This is a genomic window from Pseudomonas sp. SDO5591_S426, from assembly GCF_054070755.1.
Map to the genome: position 1 here is coordinate 1 of NZ_JBSVXD010000060.1, position 22,085 is coordinate 22,085.

General features: G+C 59.8%; 18 protein-coding genes and 1 pseudogene. 4 read left to right on the forward strand and 15 right to left on the reverse strand.

Features of this window, described 5'->3' with window-relative positions; all coding sequences use genetic code 11:
- Positions 1-144 precede the first annotated feature (144 nt).
- The 11 genes from pgi to dksA all read right to left on the reverse strand — a co-directional run bounded on the left by pgi (position 145) and on the right by dksA (position 13,285).
- On the reverse strand, positions 145-1,809 hold the full coding sequence (gene pgi, locus ACW9JC_RS14220) for a glucose-6-phosphate isomerase (protein WP_338583086.1): 1,665 nt from the start codon (positions 1,807-1,809) through the stop codon (positions 145-147).
- A gap of 225 nt (positions 1,810-2,034) precedes the next feature.
- On the reverse strand, positions 2,035-2,415 hold the full coding sequence (gene panD / locus ACW9JC_RS14225; protein ID WP_003228271.1) for an aspartate 1-decarboxylase: 381 nt from the start codon (positions 2,413-2,415) through the stop codon (positions 2,035-2,037).
- A gap of 138 nt (positions 2,416-2,553) precedes the next feature.
- Complete coding sequence (gene panC, locus ACW9JC_RS14230; RefSeq protein ID WP_457455523.1) at positions 2,554-3,414, reverse strand: pantoate--beta-alanine ligase; 861 nt, start codon at positions 3,412-3,414, stop codon at positions 2,554-2,556.
- Positions 3,411-4,211, reverse strand: coding sequence for a 3-methyl-2-oxobutanoate hydroxymethyltransferase (gene panB, locus ACW9JC_RS14235; RefSeq protein WP_457455525.1), 801 nt, complete (start codon positions 4,209-4,211; stop codon positions 3,411-3,413). Before panB ends, panC begins: the two co-directional genes overlap by 4 nt.
- 377 nt (positions 4,212-4,588) lie before the next feature.
- Positions 4,589-5,074, reverse strand: a complete 486-nt coding sequence (gene folK, locus ACW9JC_RS14240) for a 2-amino-4-hydroxy-6-hydroxymethyldihydropteridine diphosphokinase (RefSeq protein WP_457455527.1) — start codon at positions 5,072-5,074, stop codon at positions 4,589-4,591.
- A 3-nt stretch (positions 5,075-5,077) separates the two neighbouring features.
- Positions 5,078-6,478, reverse strand: a complete 1,401-nt coding sequence (locus ACW9JC_RS14245; protein ID WP_457455529.1) for a polynucleotide adenylyltransferase PcnB — start codon at positions 6,476-6,478, stop codon at positions 5,078-5,080.
- A gap of 735 nt (positions 6,479-7,213) precedes the next feature.
- The gene (locus ACW9JC_RS14250) at positions 7,214-8,653 is read right to left on the reverse strand and encodes a sigma-54-dependent transcriptional regulator (protein WP_338583078.1); all 1,440 of its coding nucleotides are present in this window, start codon (positions 8,651-8,653) and stop codon (positions 7,214-7,216) included.
- Positions 8,654-8,675: 22 nt separating this feature from the next.
- On the reverse strand, positions 8,676-11,630 hold the full coding sequence (locus ACW9JC_RS14255) for a sensor histidine kinase (protein WP_338583077.1): 2,955 nt from the start codon (positions 11,628-11,630) through the stop codon (positions 8,676-8,678).
- Positions 11,614-11,790: a hypothetical protein gene (locus ACW9JC_RS14260; RefSeq protein WP_003176118.1), complete on the reverse strand. Its 177-nt coding sequence runs from the start codon at positions 11,788-11,790 to the stop codon at positions 11,614-11,616. The genes ACW9JC_RS14255 and ACW9JC_RS14260 overlap by 17 nt, the downstream gene beginning before the upstream one ends.
- A gap of 77 nt (positions 11,791-11,867) precedes the next feature.
- Positions 11,868-12,764 carry a tRNA glutamyl-Q(34) synthetase GluQRS gene (gene gluQRS, locus ACW9JC_RS14265; RefSeq protein WP_457455532.1) on the reverse strand — a complete coding sequence of 299 codons (897 nt, stop codon included), beginning with the start codon at positions 12,762-12,764 and terminating at the stop codon, positions 11,868-11,870.
- Positions 12,765-12,841: 77 nt separating this feature from the next.
- The gene (dksA, locus tag ACW9JC_RS14270; RefSeq protein ID WP_338583075.1) at positions 12,842-13,285 is read right to left on the reverse strand and encodes an RNA polymerase-binding protein DksA; all 444 of its coding nucleotides are present in this window, start codon (positions 13,283-13,285) and stop codon (positions 12,842-12,844) included.
- 334 nt (positions 13,286-13,619) lie between these two features.
- On the opposite strand from dksA, the gene ACW9JC_RS14275 reads away from it, so the two are divergent.
- On the forward strand, positions 13,620-14,792 hold the full coding sequence (locus ACW9JC_RS14275) for a pyridoxal phosphate-dependent aminotransferase (protein ID WP_338583074.1): 1,173 nt from the start codon (positions 13,620-13,622) through the stop codon (positions 14,790-14,792).
- Positions 14,792-15,505: a DNA/RNA nuclease SfsA gene (gene sfsA, locus ACW9JC_RS14280; protein WP_457455534.1), complete on the forward strand. Its 714-nt coding sequence runs from the start codon at positions 14,792-14,794 to the stop codon at positions 15,503-15,505. The genes ACW9JC_RS14275 and sfsA overlap by 1 nt, the downstream gene beginning before the upstream one ends.
- On the opposite strand, the gene ACW9JC_RS14285 is transcribed toward sfsA, so the two are convergent.
- On the reverse strand, positions 15,502-15,819 hold the full coding sequence (locus ACW9JC_RS14285; protein ID WP_457455536.1) for a Rieske (2Fe-2S) protein: 318 nt from the start codon (positions 15,817-15,819) through the stop codon (positions 15,502-15,504). The two genes, sfsA and ACW9JC_RS14285, sit on opposite strands and share 4 nt — an antisense overlap.
- A 164-nt stretch (positions 15,820-15,983) precedes the next feature.
- On the opposite strand from ACW9JC_RS14285, the pseudogene ACW9JC_RS14290 reads away from it, so the two are divergent.
- Positions 15,984-16,855, forward strand: a pseudogene (locus tag ACW9JC_RS14290) (heme/hemin ABC transporter substrate-binding protein).
- Positions 16,856-17,125: 270 nt separating this feature from the next.
- On the opposite strand, the gene ACW9JC_RS14295 reads toward ACW9JC_RS14290, so the two are convergent.
- The 3 genes from ACW9JC_RS14295 to ACW9JC_RS14305 form a co-directional block, all read right to left on the reverse strand.
- Complete coding sequence (locus tag ACW9JC_RS14295; RefSeq protein ID WP_007971093.1) at positions 17,126-17,398, reverse strand: TfoX/Sxy family protein; 273 nt, start codon at positions 17,396-17,398, stop codon at positions 17,126-17,128.
- A 243-nt stretch (positions 17,399-17,641) separates the two neighbouring features.
- Positions 17,642-17,986 carry a pentapeptide repeat-containing protein gene (locus tag ACW9JC_RS14300; protein ID WP_416128978.1) on the reverse strand — a complete coding sequence of 115 codons (345 nt, stop codon included), beginning with the start codon at positions 17,984-17,986 and terminating at the stop codon, positions 17,642-17,644.
- Positions 17,987-18,077: 91 nt separating this feature from the next.
- Complete coding sequence (locus ACW9JC_RS14305) at positions 18,078-19,634, reverse strand: bifunctional aminoglycoside phosphotransferase/ATP-binding protein (protein ID WP_457455538.1); 1,557 nt, start codon at positions 19,632-19,634, stop codon at positions 18,078-18,080.
- Between the two features lie 115 nt (positions 19,635-19,749).
- Between ACW9JC_RS14305 and mrcB the strand changes: the two genes are divergently transcribed.
- Positions 19,750-22,074 (forward strand): penicillin-binding protein 1B, encoded by a 2,325-nt coding sequence (gene mrcB, locus ACW9JC_RS14310; RefSeq protein WP_457455540.1) that lies wholly within the window; start codon positions 19,750-19,752, stop codon positions 22,072-22,074.
- The last annotated feature ends 11 nt before the right edge of the window (positions 22,075-22,085 follow it).

Below are 22,085 nucleotides of genomic sequence, written 5' to 3' on the forward strand. Positions count from 1 at the left end.
GACTTTGCTTTGAAGATCAAAAGATCGCAGCCTTCGGCAGCTCCTACAGTGATAGCGCACGCCACCGATTTTGCAGTAAACCCGGTGCCGTAGAACTGTCGATGCTGCAAGTTAAAGGGGCGGGCAAACCGCCCCTTCAGCCTATCACCCGCGGTGACGACCACGGAAGTAGTTGATCAGTCCTTGGGTGGACGCGTCGTCAGCCGGGGTTTCCTCGCTGCCGACCAGGCGGTTGTAGACGCCTTTGCCCAGCTCCTTGCCCAGCTCCACGCCCCACTGATCGAAGGCGTTGATGCCCCAGATGACGCTTTGCACGAAGACTTTGTGTTCGTACATCGCCACCAGTGCACCGAGGCGGCGCGGGCTGATGCGTTCGACCACCAGGGTGTTGCTCGGACGGTTGCCCGGGATCACCTTGTGCGGCGCGAGTTTATGCACTTCGGCTTCGCTCATGCCTTTGTCGCGCAGTTCGGTTTCAGCTTCGGCAAGGGTCTTGCCGAGCATCAGCGCCTGGCTCTGTGACAGGCAGTTGGCGTACAGCCACTGGTGGTGGTCGGACACCGGGTTGAAGCTGACGATCGGCACGATGAAATCGGCCGGAATCAGTTGGGTGCCTTGGTGCAGCAACTGGTGATAGGCGTGCTGACCGTTGCAGCCTACGCCACCCCAGATCACTGGACCGGTGTCGGTGGACACCGCGGTGCCGTCCTGACGAACGCTCTTGCCGTTGGATTCCATGTCCAGCTGTTGCAAGTGCTTGGTGATGTTTCGCAGGTAGTGGTCGTACGGCAGGATCGCGTGGCTCTGCGCGCCCCAGAAGTTGCCGTACCACACGCCGAGCAAGGCCAGCAGCACTGGCATGTTCTGTTCGAACGGTGCGCTCTGGAAGTGCTGGTCCATGGTGTAGGCACCGGACAGCAGCTCCTTGAAGTTCGACATGCCGATGGCCAGGGCAATCGGCAAACCGATGGCCGACCACAGCGAGTAACGCCCGCCGACCCAGTCCCACATCGGGAAGATGTTTTCTTCACGGATGCCGAAGGCCACGGCGGCGGCGTTGTTGCTCGATACCGCGATGAAGTGACGGTACAGCTCGGCTTCCGAACCACCCTGAGCCAGATACCAGGCACGGGCGGCCTGGGCGTTTTTCAGGGTTTCGAGGGTGTTGAAGGATTTCGATGAGACGATGAACAGCGTGGTCTCGGCACGCAGCTTCATGGTCAGCTCGTGGAATTCACTGCCGTCGATGTTCGCCAGATAGTGGCAGCGCACGCCTTTCTGGGCGTACGACAGCAGTGCTTCGGAAACCAGCTCAGGGCCGAGGAACGAGCCACCGATACCGATATTCACCACGTCGGTGATCGGCTTCTCGGTGTAGCCACGCCACAGACCATCGTGGATGCGGCCCACGAGGTCGGTGATCTGGTTCAGCACCTTGTGCACTTCCGGCATCACGTTGACGCCATTGACCGACAGCTTGTCGCCGACCGGGCGGCGCAGGGCGGTGTGCAAGGCCGGGCGACCTTCGGAGGCGTTGACGATCTCGCCGTCGAACAGCGATTTGATCGCGCCCTGGAGGTCGACTTCATTGGCCAGGCCCACCAGCAGATTGCGGGTCTCGGCGTTGATCAGGTTCTTCGAATAGTCGAGAAACAGGCCGCAGCTGCTGAGGGTGAATTGGGTAAAGCGCTGCGGGTCGGCATTGAAGGCCTCGCGCATGCTGAAATCCTGCATGGCTTGGCGGTGGTCATTCAACGCTTGCCAGGCGGGCAGAGCGGTCACGTCGTGAGGAGTGCGGTAATACGCCATCGCTGCGGGTTTCCTTTTTACTTGAACGGCCTTTTGAACACTAAAAATCCCGGAGCGCTATGGATGGGCGTCCCGGTCAACTGCGTCGACACGAATTCATGGCGCAGGGCGAATACAGTAAACCCCGCGCAATGATCTGTCTTGACTTTGTCTGACCTGTTTCCGGTACTTTTTTAACATCCAGGTTAGGAACAGTCCGACAAACGGAAGCAAGACAGGCTTCGATCAGGCGACCTGGACCGGAATGGCATTGCTGGTGTGGCTCAGTTCGTTGCCCGGCGCCATGTAAAGCATGCGCGGCTTGAAGTTGAGCAGTTCGGCTTCGCTGTAATGAGCGTAAGCACAGATGATCACGCGATCGCCGACCTTGGCCTTGTGTGCGGCGGCACCGTTGACCGAGATCATGCGCGAACCTTCTTCGCCACGGATGGCGTAGGTGGTGAAGCGCTCGCCATTGTCGACGTTGTAGATCTGGATCTGCTCGTACTCACGGATACCGGACAGGTCCAGCCATTCACCGTCGATGGCGCAAGAACCTTCGTAATCGAGTACAGCGTGGGTGACTTCGGCGCGATGCAGCTTGGCTTTGAGCATGATGGCGTGCATGAGTGTTTTTCCAAGGTCGTGTTTTTACTCTGTAGGAGCCGAGCTTGCTCGCGATGAGTGCGTGACATTCAATATTAGTATTGGCTGTCAGTCCGCTATCGCGAGCAAGCTCGGCTCCTACAGGAGGGTGGGTGGGGATTAGGCGGGTGTATCGAGATTCAGGTGCAGGTTGTCGATCAACCGGGTCGTGCCGAGGAACGCCGCCACCAGAATTACCAGGTCCAGATCTTCCGCCGTCGCCGGGCGCAAGGTCAGCGCGTGGCGAATTTCCAGGTAGTCCGCACGCAAGCCAACCGCTTCGAGCTGTTTGATTTGCGCGTTGATCAGTGCCGGGAAATCCCGCTCACCCTGCTTGATCGACTCGGCAATTTCGCTCAGCGTGCGATACACAATCGGCGCCACGGCCCGCTGTTCTTCGCTGAGGAAACCATTGCGCGACGACAACGCCAGGCCATCGGCCGCGCGAACGGTCGGCTCGCCGATGATCTGGATCGGCATGTTCAGGTCGTGGACCAGTGCGCGGATCACCGCCAGTTGCTGGAAATCCTTCTGGCCGAAAATCGCCAGGTCCGGCTGGACCATGTTGAACAGCTTGCTGACCACCGTCGCCACACCCTCGAAATGCCCCGGACGGCTGGCGCCGCACAGGCCTTCGGACAATTGCGGCACGCTGACGCGAGTCTGGCCGGCCATGCCGTCGGGGTACATCTCTTCAACGGCGGGCGCGAACAGCAGATCGCAACCGGCTTCGAGCAGTTTTTCCTGGTCGGCCGTGAGGGTGCGCGGGTATTTGTCGAGGTCTTCGCCGGCGCCGAATTGCAGCGGGTTGACGAAAATGCTCGCGACCACGAAATCCACCCGTTGGGTGGCCTTGGTAATCAGCGCGACATGGCCGCTGTGCAGGTTGCCCATGGTCGGCACGAAGCCGATGCGCTTGCCTTCGCTGCGGGCGCGGGCCACGGCGGCGCGCAGTTCGCGTACGGTTTTTACGGTGTTCATGCAGAAAATCCGTGTTCGATGCCAGGGAAAGTCGCCGCTTTGACTTCAGTGACGTAGGCGCTCAGGGCCGCGTGAATGCTTTCCTGGCCGGCCATGAAATTCTTCACGAATTTCGGTACTCGGCCGGTGATGGACAGGCCCAGCATGTCGTGCAGCACCAGTACCTGGCCGTCGGTGCGATGACCAGCGCCGATACCGATCACCGGAATGCCCACAGCCTGGGTGATTTCTTCGGCCAGTTCGCTTGGCACGCATTCGAGCAGCAGCATCGCCGCACCGGCCTGTTCCAGCGAAATCGCATCGGCGCGCATCTGCCGCGCCTGGTTTTCGTTACGTCCCTGGACTTTATAGCCGCCGAGGATGTTCACCGATTGCGGCGTCAGGCCCATGTGCGCGCACACCGGAATGCCACGTTCGGCGAGCAGGCGAATCGAGTCCGCCAGCCACAAGGCACCTTCGACCTTGACCATGTGCGCACCGGCCTGCATCAACAGGGCGCTGTTGCTCATGGCTTGTTCGGTGGTGGCGTAGGCCATGAATGGCAGGTCGGCGAGAATCAACGCATCGCTGTTACCGCGTTTGACGGCGGCGACGTGGTAAGCCATTTCAGCGGTGGTGACTGGCAGGGTGCTGTCGTGACCTTGCAAAACCATGCCGAGGGAGTCGCCCACCAGCAGCACTTCGACGCCAGCCTGGTTGCAGGCGTGGGCGAAGGTCGCGTCATAGCAGGTCAGCATGGTGATTTTTTCACCTTTCTGCTTGAGGCTCTGGAGCGTGGTCAGGGTGATGGCTGGCATGTCAAAAAATCCTCGTTCAGGCGCTATGGAAACTACTGCGAGTAACGCGCGTGATTCGTCATCTACTCAGGCGCACGGTCTTCTGTCGTGCTTATAAGGCCTGGATTGCGCCCTTGTGTGCCGTGTTGGCGGCAGCGGGACGCCTATAGTCGTGAGGAGAACTCGGGAAGTCAATCGGGTGTGTTACCGCATTGTTACGGGTGGGGTGTTACCGAAGGGGACTGATGCGATTCAGCAGGCTGGCTGCTGTGGTGCTGCTCGGCGTAGGTAATTTCTGTAGGAGCAAAGCTTGCTCGCGAAAGCGGTGTGCCAGCTGATGTAGATGTCAGATGTGAGTCCGTCATCGCGAGCAAGCTTTGCTCCTACAGGGGGCAGTGTTAGCTCGGAGTCAGGCGTTCGAGGCCGACGAACGGGCAGGCCTTGAGCAGTTCGGTCAGCGTACGCCCATCGGCCAAACGCAGATCCGCAGGCGCAAGCTCGGCCAACGGATACAGCACGAAGGCTCGCTCTTGCATGTGGTAATGCGGGACTTTGAGCCGCGGCTCGTCGATCAATCGGTCGCCGAACAGCAGGATGTCGAGGTCCAGCGTACGCGGCCCCCAGCGCTCCAGGCGCTCACGGCCCTGACCGTTTTCGATGGCTTGCAGTGCATCGAGCAGGTCCAGCGGGGCGAGGGTGCTGTCGATAGCAGCAACCGCGTTGGTGTAACGCGGTTGGCCGGGGAGCAGCGAGTCGCTTTGATAAAAGGCGGAAACCCCGACCAGCGCCGATTGCGGTAACTGCGCCAGCGCTTCGACGGCGCTGCGCAATTGTTCGGCAGGGTCGGCCAGGTTGCTGCCCATGCCGATGTAGATGCGTTCCATGGATTACTCGTCTGTGGTGCTCGAAACGCCGGCGGTGCGCTTGCGCTTGGAACCGCCGCTACGACGACGTTTGCGCGGTGCGCCGGTGCCTTCGTCCTTGCCGCTGAGGTCGCGGATCATGTCACGACGCTCGCTTTCGTTGGCGTCCTGATAGTCCGTCCACCATTCGCCCAGGCCATCGGTCTGCTCGCCCGCGCTTTCACGCAGCAGCAGGAAGTCGTAGCCGGCGCGGAATCGCGGGTTGTCCAGCAACAGGTCGGCACGTTTGCCGCTGCGACGAGGCAGGCGCTCCTGCATGTCCCAGATCTCACGGATCGGCATGGTGAAGCGTTTTGGAATTGCGATGCGCTGGCACTGTTCGGCAATCAGCTCGTGAGCCGCTTCCTGCATCGCCGGAATCGGCGGCATGCCACGCTCTTGCAGGCGCAATACGCGCGCCGGCAGGGCAGGCCACAGCAGGGCCGCGAACAGGAACGCGGGGGTCACCGGTTTGTTCTGCTTGATGCGCAGATCGGTGTTGATCAGTGCTTCGCTGATCAAGGTGTGGGTGTAGGTCGGGTTGTATTCCAGCGCCTCGGCACTGGCCGGGAACAACGGATCGAACAGTTGCAGGTCGACCAGCATCTCGAAGGTGTCCGCGGCATGGCCGGAGAGGAACAGCTTGAGTACTTCTTCGAACAGACGGGCCGCCGGGATATCGCGCAGCGTCTTTGCCAGGTCGCGGATCGGCAGGGCGCTGTGCTTTTCGATGCCGAAATTCAGCTTGGCGGCGAAACGCACCGCGCGCAGCATCCGGACCGGGTCTTCCTGGTAGCGCTGCTTCGGATCGCCGATCAGGCGAATCAGCTGATTGCGGATGTCGTGTACGCCGTTGGCGTAGTCGAGGATGCGCTCGCTGACCGGATCGTAATACAGGGCGTTGATGGTGAAGTCGCGGCGTTGCGCGTCTTCTTCCAGGGTGCCGTAGACGTTATCGCGCAGGATGCGCCCGCTTTCGTTGCGTGAGGATTGGTTGTTGTCTTCCTCTTCATCGTTTTGCGGGTGATTGGCGCGGAAGGTGGCGACTTCGATGATTTCGCGGCCGAAGTGGATGTGCACCAGTTTGAAACGTCGACCGATGATTCGCGCGTTGCGGAATTCGGCCCGGACTTGCTCGGGTGTGGCGCTGGTGGCGACGTCGAAGTCTTTCGGCGTGATGCCGAGCAGCATGTCACGCACGCAACCGCCGACCAGGTAGGCCTGGTAGCCGGCGCCCTGCAGGCGTTCGACGATGTTCACCGCGTAACGGCTGAATTGAGCCTTTTGCAGCGAGTGTTGGCCGCTGTTGAGCACTTCAGGCGTGCTGCGAATGTGTTGCGTACGACGCAGGGGAGTACGGAATGACTGGAACAGCTTCTTCAGCATGGGATGCACTGTTTGAAGGAATGTTCGGCCAAAACAAAGAATGACCGCATGATGGGCGGGGATTCTAGCATTTAGTCGGGGGATGGTGTAGGACGCAGCAGATATGAGCTGTAAGGCGCATGCTTACAGCTGAAAGCGGGCAGTTTTGCAGGGTTTCTCGAATCGCAGAAACTACAAGGGGAGCCGAAGCTCCCCAAGAAGTAGTTGCATGCTCTATTTTTGTTATTGGTTTCGGGCTTCTTGTTTTTGTTGAGTGCCCTCGCCATGAAGCTTTCCTTCATGACCCTCCCAATCGGGAGCCAAGAGCAAACGGATTGCTTTGGTCGCTGAATTGCAGTGATCTTTCGATCCAACCAGTACAGGCTCTGTCTTAAGACAGTTTTTTGTTGTTCTCGGCCTGGTCGTGGGGCAAGCCCCAAATACAACGCCTCTCCAAAAGAATCAGTTAGCTGCGCCTCTCGCCGTCTTGTTTTTATTGTGCGTGAGTCGATTCGTCTTATTTTTATTGTCTTGTACATTGCTTGTTATTGTTCTTGTACCAAACATATAGCAGGGTGCGTGCCAACTTTTGCGAACCCCAGTAAAACAAGGGGTTGGGCGTGCTGACGGGGTTTGTGCAGGCGAAAAAAAGCCGGGGCTTCGTTACCGTAAGCCCCGGCTTCTGTTACGTGAAAAAGCTGAGGTAACAGTTTTTTCAACAAGTCACGTGTTACCCGCACATCAGACAGCTGCGGTTCAGCTCTCGCTGGCCACCCCGGTCTTGCGCCGTGGAATGCCCAGGCGTTGACGGCGTTCCCACAGGCACTTGCGGCTGACCCCGAGTTTGCGCGCCAGCTCGGTTTCGGTCATGTGGTCCTGATGCTCGAGCACGAAGTGCTGGAAGTAGTCTTCCAGGGACAGGTCTTCGGTCGGTTCGTGGTTGTTGTTACTGGCGTTGCCGTTGCCCTGTTGCGGGGGCAGGCCGATGAACTCGTCGTCGTCCAGATCACCCAGCTCGATGTCGATACCCAGCAGCTCGGCGGAAATCTCCGGGCTCTCGCTCAGGATCACGGCGCGCTCGACGGCGTTTTCCAGCTCACGAACGTTGCCGGGCCAGGAGTAATGACGAATGGCTTGTTCCGCGTCCGGGGCGAATTTCAGGTCGGTGCGGTTGATCCGCGCGCTCTGTCGCGCCAGGAACGCATTGGCGATTTCGTTGACGTCGGCACCGCGCTCGCGCAGGGCCGGCAGCTTCAGGGCGATCACGTGGAGGCGGTAGTACAAGTCCTCACGGAACTGGCCGATCTTCGCCAGGCTCTTGAGGTCCCGGTGGGTCGCGGCGATCAGGCGCACATCGACTTTCTGCGACTGGACCGAACCAACCCGGCGAATTTCGCCTTCCTGAAGCACACGCAGCAGACGTGCCTGGGCTTCCAGCGGCAGTTCGCCGATTTCATCGAGGAACAGAGTGCCGCCATCGGCTGCTTCCACCAGACCTGCGCGCCCGGCGCTGGCGCCAGTGAACGCACCTTTTTCGTGACCGAACAGTTCGGACTCGATCAGGCTTTCCGGAATGGCCGCGCAGTTCACCGAGATCATCGGCGCCTTCGCGCGTTTGGACAGGTTGTGCAGGGCGCGGGCCACCAGTTCTTTACCGGTGCCGGATTCGCCCTGGATCAGGACATTGGAGTCGGTTGGTGCAACCTTGCGGATCTTGCTGTACAGATCCTGCATCGGTGGGCACGAGCCGATGATGCCGATCTCACCGTTGCTGTTATCGATGCCCGGTTTGGCCGCGCCATTGCTGGCTTTGCCGGCAACCGGTTCACCGCTGGCTTGCGCCGATTGGCGGTCACGCAGAATACGCGCGACGGCCTGGAGCATTTCGTCGTGGTCGAAAGGCTTGGCGATGTAATCCACCGCGCCCATCTTCATCGAGTCGACCGCCGAGCGCAGGCTGGCGTAACTGGTCATGATCAGCACCGGAGTGCCCTGGCCGAGTTTGATCAACTCGGTGCCCGGAGCGCCCGGCAGACGCAGGTCACTGACGATCAGGTCGAACGTGGGAATGGTGAAGCGTTCTTGTGCTTCCTGCACTGAACCGGCTTCGCTGACCTGGTACTGGTTGCGTTCCAGCAGGCGGCGCAAGGCGGAGCGGATAATTGTTTCGTCTTCGACGATCAAAATGTGCGGCATTGATTCGATACTCTCGACGGTCTCAGTTCACAGCGGACGTCGCTTCGACATGACGCGGTAATGTCACCCGGATACGGGTGCCGCGTTGGCTCTGAACATCAGCCGGGCTGTCGATGGTGATTTGTCCATAATGCTCTTCAACGATGGAATAGACCAGTGCAAGGCCCAGACCGGTACCTTCACCCGGGTCCTTGGTGGTGAAGAAAGGTTCGAACAATCTATCCATGATGTTCTTCGGAATACCGCTGCCTTCGTCTTCCACGATCAGGTCGACCGTGTGTTCGCCGGCTTCGCTCTTGACTCGCACCGCGCTGCCGGGAGGCGAGGCGTCGCGGGCGTTTGAGAGCAGGTTGATCAAAACCTGGGCGAGCCGTTGCGGGTCGCCTTCGACCCAGTGTTCGGGGTCGCACAGGTTGTAGAACTGCACTTCGAAATTGCGTCGGTTCAGGGCCAGCAGGCCGATGGCGTCCTGGGCGACCTCAGCCAGACAGACGGGCTCGTCGCTGTGTTGGTGGCTACCCGCATGGGCGAAGCTCATCAGCGATTGCACGATGCGCGACACGCGTTTGGTCTGTTCGAGGATCTGCCCGCTGATTTCCTTGAGCTCGCCGTCCTCCTCGCGCTCTTCGCGCAGGTTCTGCGCGAGACAGGCGATACCGGTGATCGGGTTACCGATTTCATGGGCCACGCCGGCGGCCAGTCGACCAATGCTGGCCAGACGCTCGGAGTGCACCAGTTTGTCTTCGAGCATCTGCGTTTCGGTCAGGTCTTCCACCAGCAACACCAGGCCACTGTTGCCCGGCGCGAGCGGTTCGTCGATGGCCGCTTTGTGCAGGTTCAGCCAGCGGGTCTGACCGTCGAGGGCCAGGTGCTGCTTGTGCAAGTGTTCGTCCGGAACGTTGATGAAGCCTTGCAGCAGTTCTTTCCAAGGATCGGCGATGGTGCTCAGGCGCGAACCGACCACACGCTGCGCGGCGATCCCGGTCAGCTCCTCCATGGCTTTGTTCCACATGAGGATTTCCTGATCCTTGGCCAGTGAGCAAACGCCCATCGGCAACTCTTGCAGGGTCTGGCGGTGATAGCGGCGCAGGGCATCGAGTTCAGCAGCCAGCCCGGTCAGGCGCGAGTGATAGTCCTCGAGACGGCTTTCGATGAAGTGGATGTCTTCGGTGACATAGTTTTCGCCGCCGGCCTTATAGGGCAGGAACGTCTCGACCATGTCCTGGGCCACGCTCGGGCCCATCAGGCCAGAGAGGTTGGCTTCGATGCGGTCACGCAAACGTCGCAAGGCATACGGTCGGCGCTCGTCGAAAGGCAGGTAAAGGTCGCGCAGGGCTTGTTCGACTTCTTTCTGCGCTGCTTTTGCGCCCAACGGTTTGGCCAGTTGCGTGGCAAATTCCTGCGGCGAGGCGGCATGCAGTTCGCGGCGTTGCGGGCGACGCACATTGTCCACGGCGCAGGCTTCGGCGGCGCTGGCCTCTTCGGTGCTGGCGTTGGTGAACAGCGAGATCAGGGTGAACATCAGTACGTTGGCGGCCAGCGAGGCGATCGCGGCCATGTGCCAACTGGTGTCGTCCAGCACGTAGATCATGTTTAACAGCGGAATGTAGAAGCCCTGCAGGTTGCCGACCAGCGGCAGCAGCATGGTCACCAGCCACACCAGAATCCCCGCCAGCAAACCGGCGATGAAGCCGCGGCGGTTGGCGGTCGGCCAGTATAGAACCGACAGCACGCCCGGCAGGAATTGCAGCGTGGCCACAAACGCGACGATGCCGAGGTTGGCCAGGTCCTGCTCGGCGCCCAGCAACAGGTAGAAACCATAACCGGCCATGATGATCGCGACGATCAGCGCCCGGCGTGTCCATTTCAGCCAGCGGTAGATGTTGCCTTCCGCCGGAGGCTGATAAAGCGGCAACACCAAATGGTTGAGTGCCATGCCTGACAGCGCCAGGGTGGTGACGATGATCAGGCCACTGGCAGCGGACAATCCGCCGACGTACGCCAGCAGCGCCAAAGCCTTGCTGTTGGCCGCGATGCCGATGCCCAGCGTGAAATATTCCGGGTTGGTCGTGGCGCCGAGTTTCAGCCCGGCCCAGAGAATCAGCGGCACCGCCAGGCTCATCAGCAGCAGGAACAGCGGCAGACCCCAGCTCGCGCTGACCAGCGAGCGCGGGTTGAGGTTTTCGGTGAAGGTCATGTGGTACATGTGCGGCATCACGATCGCCGAGGCGAAGAACACCAACAGCAGCGTGCGCCATGGGCCTTCCTGCAATGGCGTGTGCAGGGCGGCGAGGGCGGTCTGGTTTTGCAGCAGCCACAGTTCCAGCTGTTGCGGGCCGTCGAATACGCCATACAACGCATAGAGTCCGACGCCGCCGAGGGCGATCAACTTGATGACCGACTCGAAGGCAATCGCGAACACCAGCCCTTCATGCTTCTCGCGGGTAGCGATGTGCCGGGAGCCGAAGAAAATCGTGAACAGCGTGATCAGGGCGCAGAAACTCAGGGCCACGCGATGCTGCACCGGCTCGCGGGTGAGGATGCCGATGGAATCGGCCACCGCCTGAATCTGCAGGGCCAGAAGCGGCAACACACCGATCAGCATGAAAATCGTGGTCAGCGCACCGGCCCAGGTGCTGCGGAAGCGAAACGCGAACAGGTCGGCCAGGGACGACAGCTGATAAGTGCGGGTGATCTTCAGGATCGGATACAGCAACACCGGTGCCAGCAGGAAAGCGCCGGACACACCGAGGTAGCTGGACAGGAAGCCATAACCGTACTGATACGCCAGGCCCACGGTGCCATAAAACGCCCAGGCACTGGCATAGACGCCCAGCGACAGGGTGTAGGTGAGCGGGTGGCGAATGATCGCCCGGGGGATCATGCCCCGTTCACTGATCCAGGCCACACCGAACAGCACCGCCAGGTACGCGGCGCTGATCAGGATCATCTGGGTCAGGCTAAAGCTCATCGGCATCTTTTTGGCTCTGCAGGATGAAGGTCACGACGATCAGGATCAGCCAGAGCAGATACGGGCGATACCAAGCGCCAGTGGCGTCGATCCACCAATCCATGATGGCCGGGGAAAACAGATAAATCCCCACTACCAGGAGCAGGACCAAGCGATAGATGTACATCCCGGCCTCTCTTTTTTATGCGGGTGCCCGAAAACGTGCGGCGATGGTAACGGATGGGCGCGCCACTGCAAGCACGATCACTGTAGCTGCGCCTCGGGCAGGCTGAGTGCGCGCGGGATCAGCAGGGCGTCCCAGTGGGCGATGCCCCAATCCAGCACTTCCCGTGGCGTGGCGTAAGCCAGTTCGGTGCCGGGATTTTGTCCCAGCGCACGCAAGGCCCGCAGCAGCAAAGGCGTGGCCTGATCTTCGGTCAGCGGTGGCGAACGGTAGGACTTGCCGAGTTTGTTGCCATCGGGCTGGGTAATCAGCGGGATGTGCAAGTAACGCGGTTGCCGCAGGCCAAGCAGCTCCTGCAAGTAGAGCTGGCGTGGCGTGGAATCGATCAGGTCGGCGCCGCGCACGATGTCGGTGATGCCTTGCCAGGCATCGTCCAGCACCACCGCCAGTTGATAGGCGTAGAGCCCGTCGCGGCGGCGAATCACGAAATCACCGACATCCCGGCCCAGGTGTTGATGGAATTCACCCTGCACGCGGTCGATGAAGTGGTAGTCCAGTTCGGGGACGCGCACGCGGATGGCGGCGTCTTCGGTGCCGTGCCCGGCATTGCGGCAGAGTCCCGGATAAATGCCGTGATACGGCTCCAGTTGCTTGCGCGAGCACGTGCACGCGTAAGCCAAGCCGTGATTGAACAGGCGATTGAGTACTTCAGCGTAGGCATCATGGCGGTCGCTTTGGCGAACCATTTCGCCATCCCACTCGAAACCATAGCTTTCCAGCGCCTTGAGGATCGCGGCTTGGGCGCCGGGTTCTTCACGGGGCGGGTCAAGGTCTTCCATGCGCATCAGCCAACGGCCGCCCACCGAGCGCGCGTCGAGGTACGAAGCCAATGCGGCGACCAGCGAACCGAAATGCAAATGGCCACTGGGCGTAGGGGCGAAGCGCCCGATGTAGGTGGGGGAGGTGATGGCGGTCATGAATGCATTTAAAGCCAAAAAAACATCAGAAACAAAAACGGAGCGTTCGCACGCTCCGTTCTTCGTTCAAGTCGCAATTATTTGCCGACTTGCTTTTCCTTGATTTCCGCCAGGGTCTTGCAGTCAACGCACATGTCGGCGGTAGGGCGGGCTTCCAGACGCTTGACGCCGATCTCGACGCCGCAGGACTCGCACCAGCCATATTCTTCGTCTTCGATCAATTGCAGCGTCTTGTCGATCTTTTTGATCAACTTGCGCTCACGATCGCGGGCCCGCAGTTCGAGGGCGAACTCTTCTTCCTGGCTGGCACGGTCGGCCGGGTCCGGGAAGTTGGCTGCTTCGTCCTTCATGTGATCAACCGTACGGTCGACTTCCTGCATCAAGTCCTGTTTCCACTTGTTCAGGACCTTGGTGAAGTGCGCGCGCATGGGCTTGCCCATGTACTCCTCGCCCTTCACTTCTTTGTAGGGTTCGAAGCCGCTGATCGACGGGGTTGCCTGTTGCTTTGCTTGGGTGGACATGAAATAGACCGCCTCTACTCTTGTAATCCATCTGCGCAGGATTGCTCCATCACCGACACCTGCCGGCCCTGCGGCTGCAAGCGGGCGAACTTACCAGATCAAATCAGAGCGCGCTACTCCCGGATGTCGAGGTTGCGGCCTGAGGCGCTCGCAGATGGTGGCAAAGCGCTGTCTGGTGGGGGTGGAGCCCTGCTCAATTAATGATTTTAGTCAAACCTTGGGCACTCGCTTGAGTCGTTTGTGGCCGGGGTCTTATGGCCTCTGACCGCTTTAGGTTCTCGCTCGTTCCTGCGCTTGGGTAGAATCGGTTCTTTTCCCCGTTGAAGGAAGGCCAATGGCTCAGTCCTACAGTGCCCGCAGTCGCGCGATCGAACCTTTTCATGTCATGGCGTTGCTGGCGCGGGCCAATGAATTACAGGCCGCCGGTCACGATGTGATTCACCTGGAAATCGGCGAACCGGACTTCACCACCGCCGAACCGATCATCCGTGCCGGTCAGGCGGCATTGACGGCGGGGAAGACGCGCTACACCGCCGCGCGCGGAATTCCCGAGCTGCGTGAGGCCATTTCGGGCTTTTATCAGCAGCGTTATGGGCTGAACATCGACCCGCGTCGCATCCTCATCACGCCGGGCGGTTCCGGCGCGCTGCTGCTGGCCAGCGCCTTGCTGGTGGATCCGGGCAAGCACTGGCTGCTGGCGGATCCGGGTTACCCGTGCAACCGGCATTTCCTGCGCTTGGTGGAAGGCGCTGCGCAGCTTGTTCCTGTAGGTCCGGATGTGCGTTATCAACTGACGCCGGATCTGGTCGAGCGGTATTGGGACCACGACAGCGTGGGTGCGTTGGTCGCGTCGCCGGCCAATCCGACGGGGACGATCCTGACCCGTGATGAGTTGGCCGGGCTGTCCCGTGCGATCAAGGAACGCCATGGTCATCTGGTGGTGGACGAGATCTACCACGGCCTGACCTACGGCACCGATGCGGCCAGCGTGCTGGAAGTCGATGACAGCGCCTTTGTGCTGAATAGTTTTTCCAAGTATTTCGGCATGACCGGTTGGCGACTCGGCTGGCTGGTGGCGCCGGAAGCGGCAGTCGGTGAACTGGAGAAACTCGCGCAGAATCTCTACATAAGCGCCCCGAGCATGGCTCAGCACGCTGCCCTGGCCTGCTTTGAACCCGCAACCATTAGCATTCTCGAAGAACGTCGCGCCGAGTTCGGTCGTCGTCGGGATTTCCTGTTGCCAGCCCTGCGCGAATTGGGCTTCGGGATCGCCGTCGAGCCCGAGGGCGCGTTCTATTTGTACGCCGATATCAGCAAGTTCGGCGGTGATGCCTTCGCGTTTTGCCGGCACTTCCTCGAAACCGAGCACGTGGCGTTCACGCCAGGATTGGACTTCGGGCGTTATCAGGCCGGGCACCATGTGCGTTTTGCCTACACGCAAAACCTCGAACGCTTGCAGGAAGCGGTGGAGCGTATCGCGCGTGGTCTGCGGAGCTGGCAAGGCTGATGCGCTTTCATCCTCCCCTCGAAGAAGGTCGGCTGATCCGTCGTTACAAGCGTTTTCTCGCCGATATCGAAACCGTTACCGGTGAGTTGCTGACCATTCACTGCCCCAACACCGGATCGATGCTCAATTGTCAGGTCGAAGGAGGGCAGGTCTGGTTCAGCCGCTCCAACGACCCTAAGCGCAAGTTGCCCGGCACTTGGGAAATCGGCGAGACGCCGCACGGCCGTCACTTTTGCGTCAATACCGGTCGGGCCAACGCTTTGATCGAGGAAGCATTATTGGCTGGGGTGATTACTGAGCTAAACGGCTTTACCCAACTCAAGCGCGAAGTGGCCTACGGTCAAGAAAAGAGCCGGATCGATTTTCGTCTCGAATACCCCGATGGCCCAGCCTATGTGGAAGTCAAAAGTGTCACGCTGGGGTTTGACGGCATCGCGGTGGCAGCGTTTCCCGATGCGGTGACCCAGCGCGGGGCCAAGCACCTGCGGGAGTTGGCGCATCTGGCGCGGGACGGGATTCGTGCGGTGCAGTTGTACTGCGTGAACCTGACCGGGGTCGACGCTGTGCGTCCTGCCGAAGAAATCGATCCGGTCTACGCACAGGCCCTGCGTGAGGCGGTGGCGTGTGGGGTTGAGGTGCTGGCCTATGGCGTGCGCCTGACCCATGAAGAAATGGTGGTGGATCGACGCCTGGAAGTGTTGCTCGGCGGTTAAAGGCTGACCCAGATTCCCTGTGCGTCTTCGCGGCAATTGACGCGGGTCAGCGACTGTCCCGCGCAGGGGCCGGACACGCATTCGCCGTCCTCGATCAAAAACAGAGCGCCGTGGGTCGCGCACTGGATCAGGCTGTTGCTCGGGTCGAGAAACTGGTCAGGAGTCCACTCGAGCCCGACACCGCGGTGCGGGCAACGATTGATATAGACATAAACCTGGCCGCCCCGACGCACGGCGAACAGCTTTTGCCCGTCGAGTTCGAATCCACGGCTGCTGGCGTCGGCCAGCTCAATGCCAGTACACAGAAATTTCATGCCTATCCTCAGGTCGCGCAGTTGTGACCGGGTATGTCCGAGCTTGACGTGAAAATGCAAGCGATTATCAAATGGCTGACTTGCCCCGTGGGTGCGGGTGCCAGGTGCACAGGATACGTGCCCTGCCCACCTGATGCCCGGGAAACCCTCAAAGGAAGCTGTTTATGCGCCTGAGTACCCGCGTCGCCGTGCTTTGTGTCGGACTTCTCGCCAGTCATCACGCCGCCGCGGCAGACTTGCCGCAGCGCTGGGTCAGTGCCGGTGGCGCGCTTTCGGAGTGGGTCAGCGCCTTGGGCGGTGAGTCGAAACTGGTGGGCGTCGATACCACCAGTCAACACCCGGAATCCCTCAAGGCTCTACCCAGTATCGGTTATCAACGACAGCTTTCGGCGGAAGGTGTACTGAGTTTGCGCCCGCAGATTCTGGTCGGAACCGAAGAAATGGGGCCGCCACCGGTGCTTTCGCAGATTCGTAGCGCAGGCGTGCAGGTCGAACTGTTCTCGGCCCAGCCGGACCTGCCGACGCTGCAAACCAATCTGCAGCATTTGGGCAGGTTGCTCGGCGCCGAAGAACGGGCAACTCAATTGCTGACTACTTATCAACGGCGCTGGAGCAGCAGAAGGTCCGGGTTACCCAGGCGCAACTGAAGCAACCCTCTCCGGGTGTGCTGTTGTTGCTCGGACACGCTGGCGGCAAGCCGTTGATCGCCGGCAAGGACACCGCCGCCGATTGGTTGCTGCAACGGGCCGGTGGCCACAATCTGGCAACCCACACTGGGTACAAGCCCTTTTCGAACGAGTCGCTGGTGAGTCTGGATCCCGATGTGCTGGTGTTTGCCGACAGAGCGTTGAGCGGCGACGCGGCGCGGGCAGCGTTGTTCAAGGAAAATCCGATTCTGGCCTCTACCCGCGCAGCCAGGGATGGGCGGGTCATCGAGCTTGATCCCACTTTGCTGGTAGGCGGGTTGGGGCCACGATTGCCGGAAAGCCTGAAGAAACTGTCAGACGGGTTCTTTCCCGCTGATATAAGCCAGTAGTTTTCCACAGGCAAAAAAAGACCCGGCAAGAGCCGGGTCAAATAACCGTGATTAGCCTGATGAGGAGATAATCTGAGAGTCCGAACCAAGGGCTTTTCAGAATATCGACCAGTCTCGCGACCAGTTGTGATAATCATAGCGATTCTCATTACCAAGTCAACAGCTGATTTCCTGTTTGCCTGATTTCTGTCGTTCTATCTCGATAAGTTACTGTAATCATTGAATATTGGTCTGTCGTTTTTAGTGCGCCAGGATGAAAGGGGCACTGGTTCAATTCTTGTGGCGCGACGAGATAGCTTCCAGCTGTTTATTCAGGGCTTCTTTGCGTTCGGCAGGAATGTCGTTCCAGTGCACGTCCATCAGGGCGCCTTCGATTGCATACAACAACACCTTGGACGCTCGAAACCCGCGCGTGCGCACGGCCCGATAAGCGTCCACCGCCCCCAGGCGACGCAAGTCCGAGGCGCTGTGGATGCCCACGGCATGCAGCCATTGCGCCGACGTCTTGCCAAGATTTTTTAGGTGTTGCAGTTCATCATTCATCAAGCCTCCTTGCGATGGCCGAATGGTGCGTGGGCAAGCTTCTGAGGAGTGTAGCCATCAGTAGGAAAAGCGTGATTGTTTGGTCGTTTTCTACGCAAATGCTTCTAAGAGGCAGGCGCTCGCGGATGCATGAAAATCTGGGAAAGGATCGGGAAAGGCGCTGAAGAGGTCGTGATTCAGGGCAAGTCTGCCCGAAGTCCAGTGCGAAGCGGGGGCACCGGACTCGTCAAGTTACGTTAACGGTCAGCGGGTGCGGTAACGCAGTCGGGTGCCGAAGTTCATCGACATCAGAATCTCGTCGGCACTCAGCTCTGCCGGAAAGTACGCACCGGAGATCTGCGCATGAGCCAGGCTCGCGCCTTCAAGCGATGCTTTGCGAAAGTCGATGCCGCGCAAATCGGCGGAGCGGAAATAAGCATCGGTGAAATCGACGCCGTCGGCGTTCAACTCACGCAGATCAAGACCCCGGAAGTCACCACCGACCATGTCGACAGGCCCATCCTTGGGGCGTTCGTTGTTAAAACCTGTGATGTCGTCTTTGTGCAGCAAGGCGTAAAGCGGGGTGTCGAGAAGTTTCGGCTGGCTCATGTCGCATCACCTGATGGTTTTATGACGCCAGTATAGTGCCACTATTTGACAGCCGTGAAGCGGGTGAACGCTTCACGACTGAAATAGTTTTTTACAGGCCTGGCAGGCGTTGGCGAATTTGTGCCACGACTGTGTCGAGCGTCCCGCTTTCATTGGTTTGAACGCGTTTGCTGCAGAGGATTTCTGCTGGCGTCAGGGCTTCCCGGGTGGCTTGCTGAGCGGCGATGACTTCCAGCGTGGCGTCGGACGGATCTGCTTTATCTGCCTGGCGCAGGGCCAGCCAGCTCTCGATGACCGCTTGTGGTGCATTGCAGTCGAGGATCAGGAACGGCGCGCCCGTGGCCTCGGCAATTTTTGCGGCGCTGGCGCGCTGATCATGCTTGAGGTAAGTGGCATCGATCACCACCGGGAAACCGGCGTGGAGGATGACGGCGGCAATTTCATGCAGGCGGTTGTAAGTCGCGGTGCTGGCGTCGGCACTATAAATGCCGGCCTGCAGGTCGTTCGCGACGGTTTGCTCGCCGAACAGGCGCTTGCGCTCGACATCGGAGCGCAGGCGAATCGCGCCCAACGCTTCCACCAGGCGCATCGCAACGTGGCTTTTGCCAACGGCGGAAACACCGTGGGTAATGGCCATGAAGCGCGAAGGAATGGTGCTGTAGCTTTCCGCCAGGTTCGCATAGGTACGGTATTGGCGCAGGGTGGTGGCGCGCTGCACCGGGGTGGCGTCGGCGGGCATGCTGAACAGCGAGACCTTGGCGCGAACCAATGCACGGTAGGCTTTATAGAAGTTGAGCAACTCCAGGCCCTGATAGTCGCCGGTCAGTTCCAGATACTGGCTGATGAAGCGACGAGCCAGGCACTTCAGGCCGCGATCTTCAAGGTCCATGGCGAGGAAACCGGCGTCGGCATACACGTCGGTGAAGCGGAACGGTTCGTTGAACTCGATGCAGTCGAAAATCACGACGTTACCGTCGATCACCGTCGCGTTACCCAAATGAATGTCGCCGTGGCATTCACGGATGAAACCGTCGGCCTTGCGCTGGGTGAGTACCGGCTTCAGGCGATCGAAGCTGCTCTCTGCCCAGGCTTGCAGGGCGTCGAGTTGCAGCAAGTCAGCCTTGTCGCTGAGGAATGGACGGATCTGATCGAAGTTCTGGCGCACCGGTGCCATGACGCTGTCCGGGGTGCCGGCTTCGTGTTCGCTCGGTACTTTCGGTGCATTGAGGTGGAACCGGGCAATTTGCGCCGCCATCGCATCGATGTGCGCGGTGGTCAGTTCGCCATTGGCCTGCAAGGTGCTGAGCAGGCCGCTTTGTGGGAACTGGCGCATTTTCAGCAGGTATTCGATGGCCGGGCCTTCGCCGCCCAGTTGCGGAGCGTCGACAGTGCCTGTGACTGGCAACACTTCAAGATACAAATCATCTGTCAGGCGCTGGTTCAAACGCAGCTCTTCGCCGCAAAAATGCTCGCGAGCCTCAAGGGTGGTGAAGTCAAGAAAGCCGAAATTAACCGGCTTCTTCACTTTATAGGCATAGGGGCCGGTGAGCAGCACCCAGGAAATATGGGTCTCTATGACCTGAAACCCGTCAACTGGATGCGGAAAAAGGGCCGGGTTTTGCAGGGCGGCGATCAGGGACTGGCTCACAGGGTGATCCTTCAGAGTCTGGAAAATTCAGGTCGTCATTATGGCGGCTAGCCAGCCTAACGCAAACTCGGAGGGCTCCTGTTGAGTATGAATAAAGTGCGTATAATCCGCCGCCATGACTCGTACTCGATCCCCCCGCACTCCTAAAAAACCACCTTCCCGAGGCCTGCGGCCTTGGCTGGGCTGGGCCCTTAAACTCAGTCTGGTCGGCCTTGTGGTGCTGGCCGGATTCGCCGTTTATCTCGATGCCATCGTGCAGGAGAAGTTCTCCGGCAAGCGCTGGACGATTCCGGCCAAGGTTTACGCGCGTCCGCTTGAGCTGTTCGTCGGACAAAAGCTGAGTCGCGACGACTTTCTCACTGAGCTCGATGCCTTGGGCTATCGCCGTGAAAGCGTGAGCAATGGCCCCGGCGCGGCGGCGGTTAGCGGCAATACTGTCGACTTGAATACCCGTGGCTTCCAGTTCTATGAAGGCAAGGAGAGTGCTCAGCCGGTACGTGTGCGTTTCTCCGGTGACTATGTCGCCGAACTCTCGGCGACGAACGGTTCGAAGCTATCCGTGGTGCGCCTGGAGCCGCTGCTGATTGGCGGGATTTATCCGAAGAACCTCGAAGACCGCATTCTGATCAAAATCGATCAGGTCCCACCGTATTTGCTGGAAACCCTGGTCGCCGTGGAAGACCGGGATTTCTATAGCCACTGGGGCGTGTCGCCGAAATCGATTGCACGAGCCGTCTACGTCAACACCTCTGGCGGCAAGATGACTCAGGGCGGCAGTACGCTGACGCAACAACTGGTCAAGAACTTCTACCTGACCAGTGAACGCAGTCTGAGCCGTAAACTCACCGAAGCCATGATGGCGATGTTGCTAGAGTTGCATTACGACAAACGAGAAATTCTTGAGGCTTACCTCAATGAAGTGTTCGTCGGTCAGGATGGTCAGCGGGCGGTGCATGGTTTCGGTCTGGCCAGCCAGTTCTTCTTCGGGCAGCCATTGTCGGAACTGAAGCTGCATCAAGTCGCAATGCTGGTGGGCATGGTCAAGGGCCCGTCTTATTACAACCCGCGTCGCAATCCTGAGCGGGCGCTCGAGCGGCGCAATCTGGTGCTCGATGTGCTTGAGCAACAGGGCGTCGCCACCGCCGAGCAGGTCGCTGCCGCGAAAAAAATGCCGTTGGGAGTGACTACGCGAGGCAAATTGGCGGACAGCTCGTTCCCTGGCTTCCTCGATCTGGTCAAGCGCCAGCTTCGCGAAGACTATCGCGACGAAGACTTGACCGAAGAAGGCCTGCGAATCTTCACCAGCTTCGACCCGATCCTGCAGATGAAAGCCGAGGCGTCGGTCAACGACACCTTCAAGCGCCTGTCCGGGCGCAAGGGTTCCGATGACGTTGAAGCGGCCATGGTCGTGACCAATCCGGAAACCGGCGAAGTCCAGGCCATGATCGGCAGTCGTCAGGCCAGTTTTGCCGGCTTCAACCGCGCACTGGATGCGGTGCGACCGATCGGCTCGTTGATCAAACCGGCGGTTTATCTGACAGCACTCGAGAAACCGAGTCAGTACACATTGACCAGTTGGCTGTCAGACGAATCCTTCTCGGTCAAAGGTGCGGACGGTCAGGTCTGGAAACCGCAGAACTATGATCGCCGCTCCCATGGCACGGTTTTCCTTTATCAAGGCTTGGCGCATTCCTACAACCTGTCGACCGCGCGTCTAGGCCTGGCGGTGGGTGTGCCGAATGTGCTCAAGACCCTCGGCCGATTGGGGGTTACCCGCGAATTCCCGGCGTTCCCGTCGATGTTGCTGGGGGCGGGCGGCATGACCCCGATCGAAGTGGCGACCATGTACCAGACCCTCGCCAACGGTGGTTTCAATACACCGATGCGCGGGATTCGTAGCGTGCTGACGGCCGAAGGCGAGCCGCTCAAGCGTTATCCGTTCCAGATTCAGCAGCGCTTCGATCCGGCGTCCATCTACCTGATCCAGAGCGCCATGCAACGGGTCATGCGTGAAGGTACCGGTAGTTCGGTTTACAACGTGTTGCCGAAAACCTTGACCCTGGCCGGCAAGACCGGCACCAGTAACGATTCGCGGGACAGTTGGTTCGCGGGCTTCAGCCAGGATTTGCTGGCAGTGGTCTGGCTCGGTCGCGACGATAACGGCAAGACGCCATTCACTGGCGCTACCGGTGCGTTGCAGGTCTGGACCAGTTTCATGCGCAAAGCCGATCCGTTGCCGCTGGACATGCCGCAGCCGGATAATGTCGTTCAGGCCTGGGTCGATTCACGGACAGGACAAGGCTCTGATGCCGGTTGCCCAGGCGCCGTGCAGATGCCGTATATTCGCGGCAGCGAACCGCCTCCCGGCGCCGCATGCGGTGGCGAAGGCCCTGCTTCCGGCGAAACGGTGATGGATTGGGTCAAAGGCTGGATGAATTAAGCAAAGAGGGT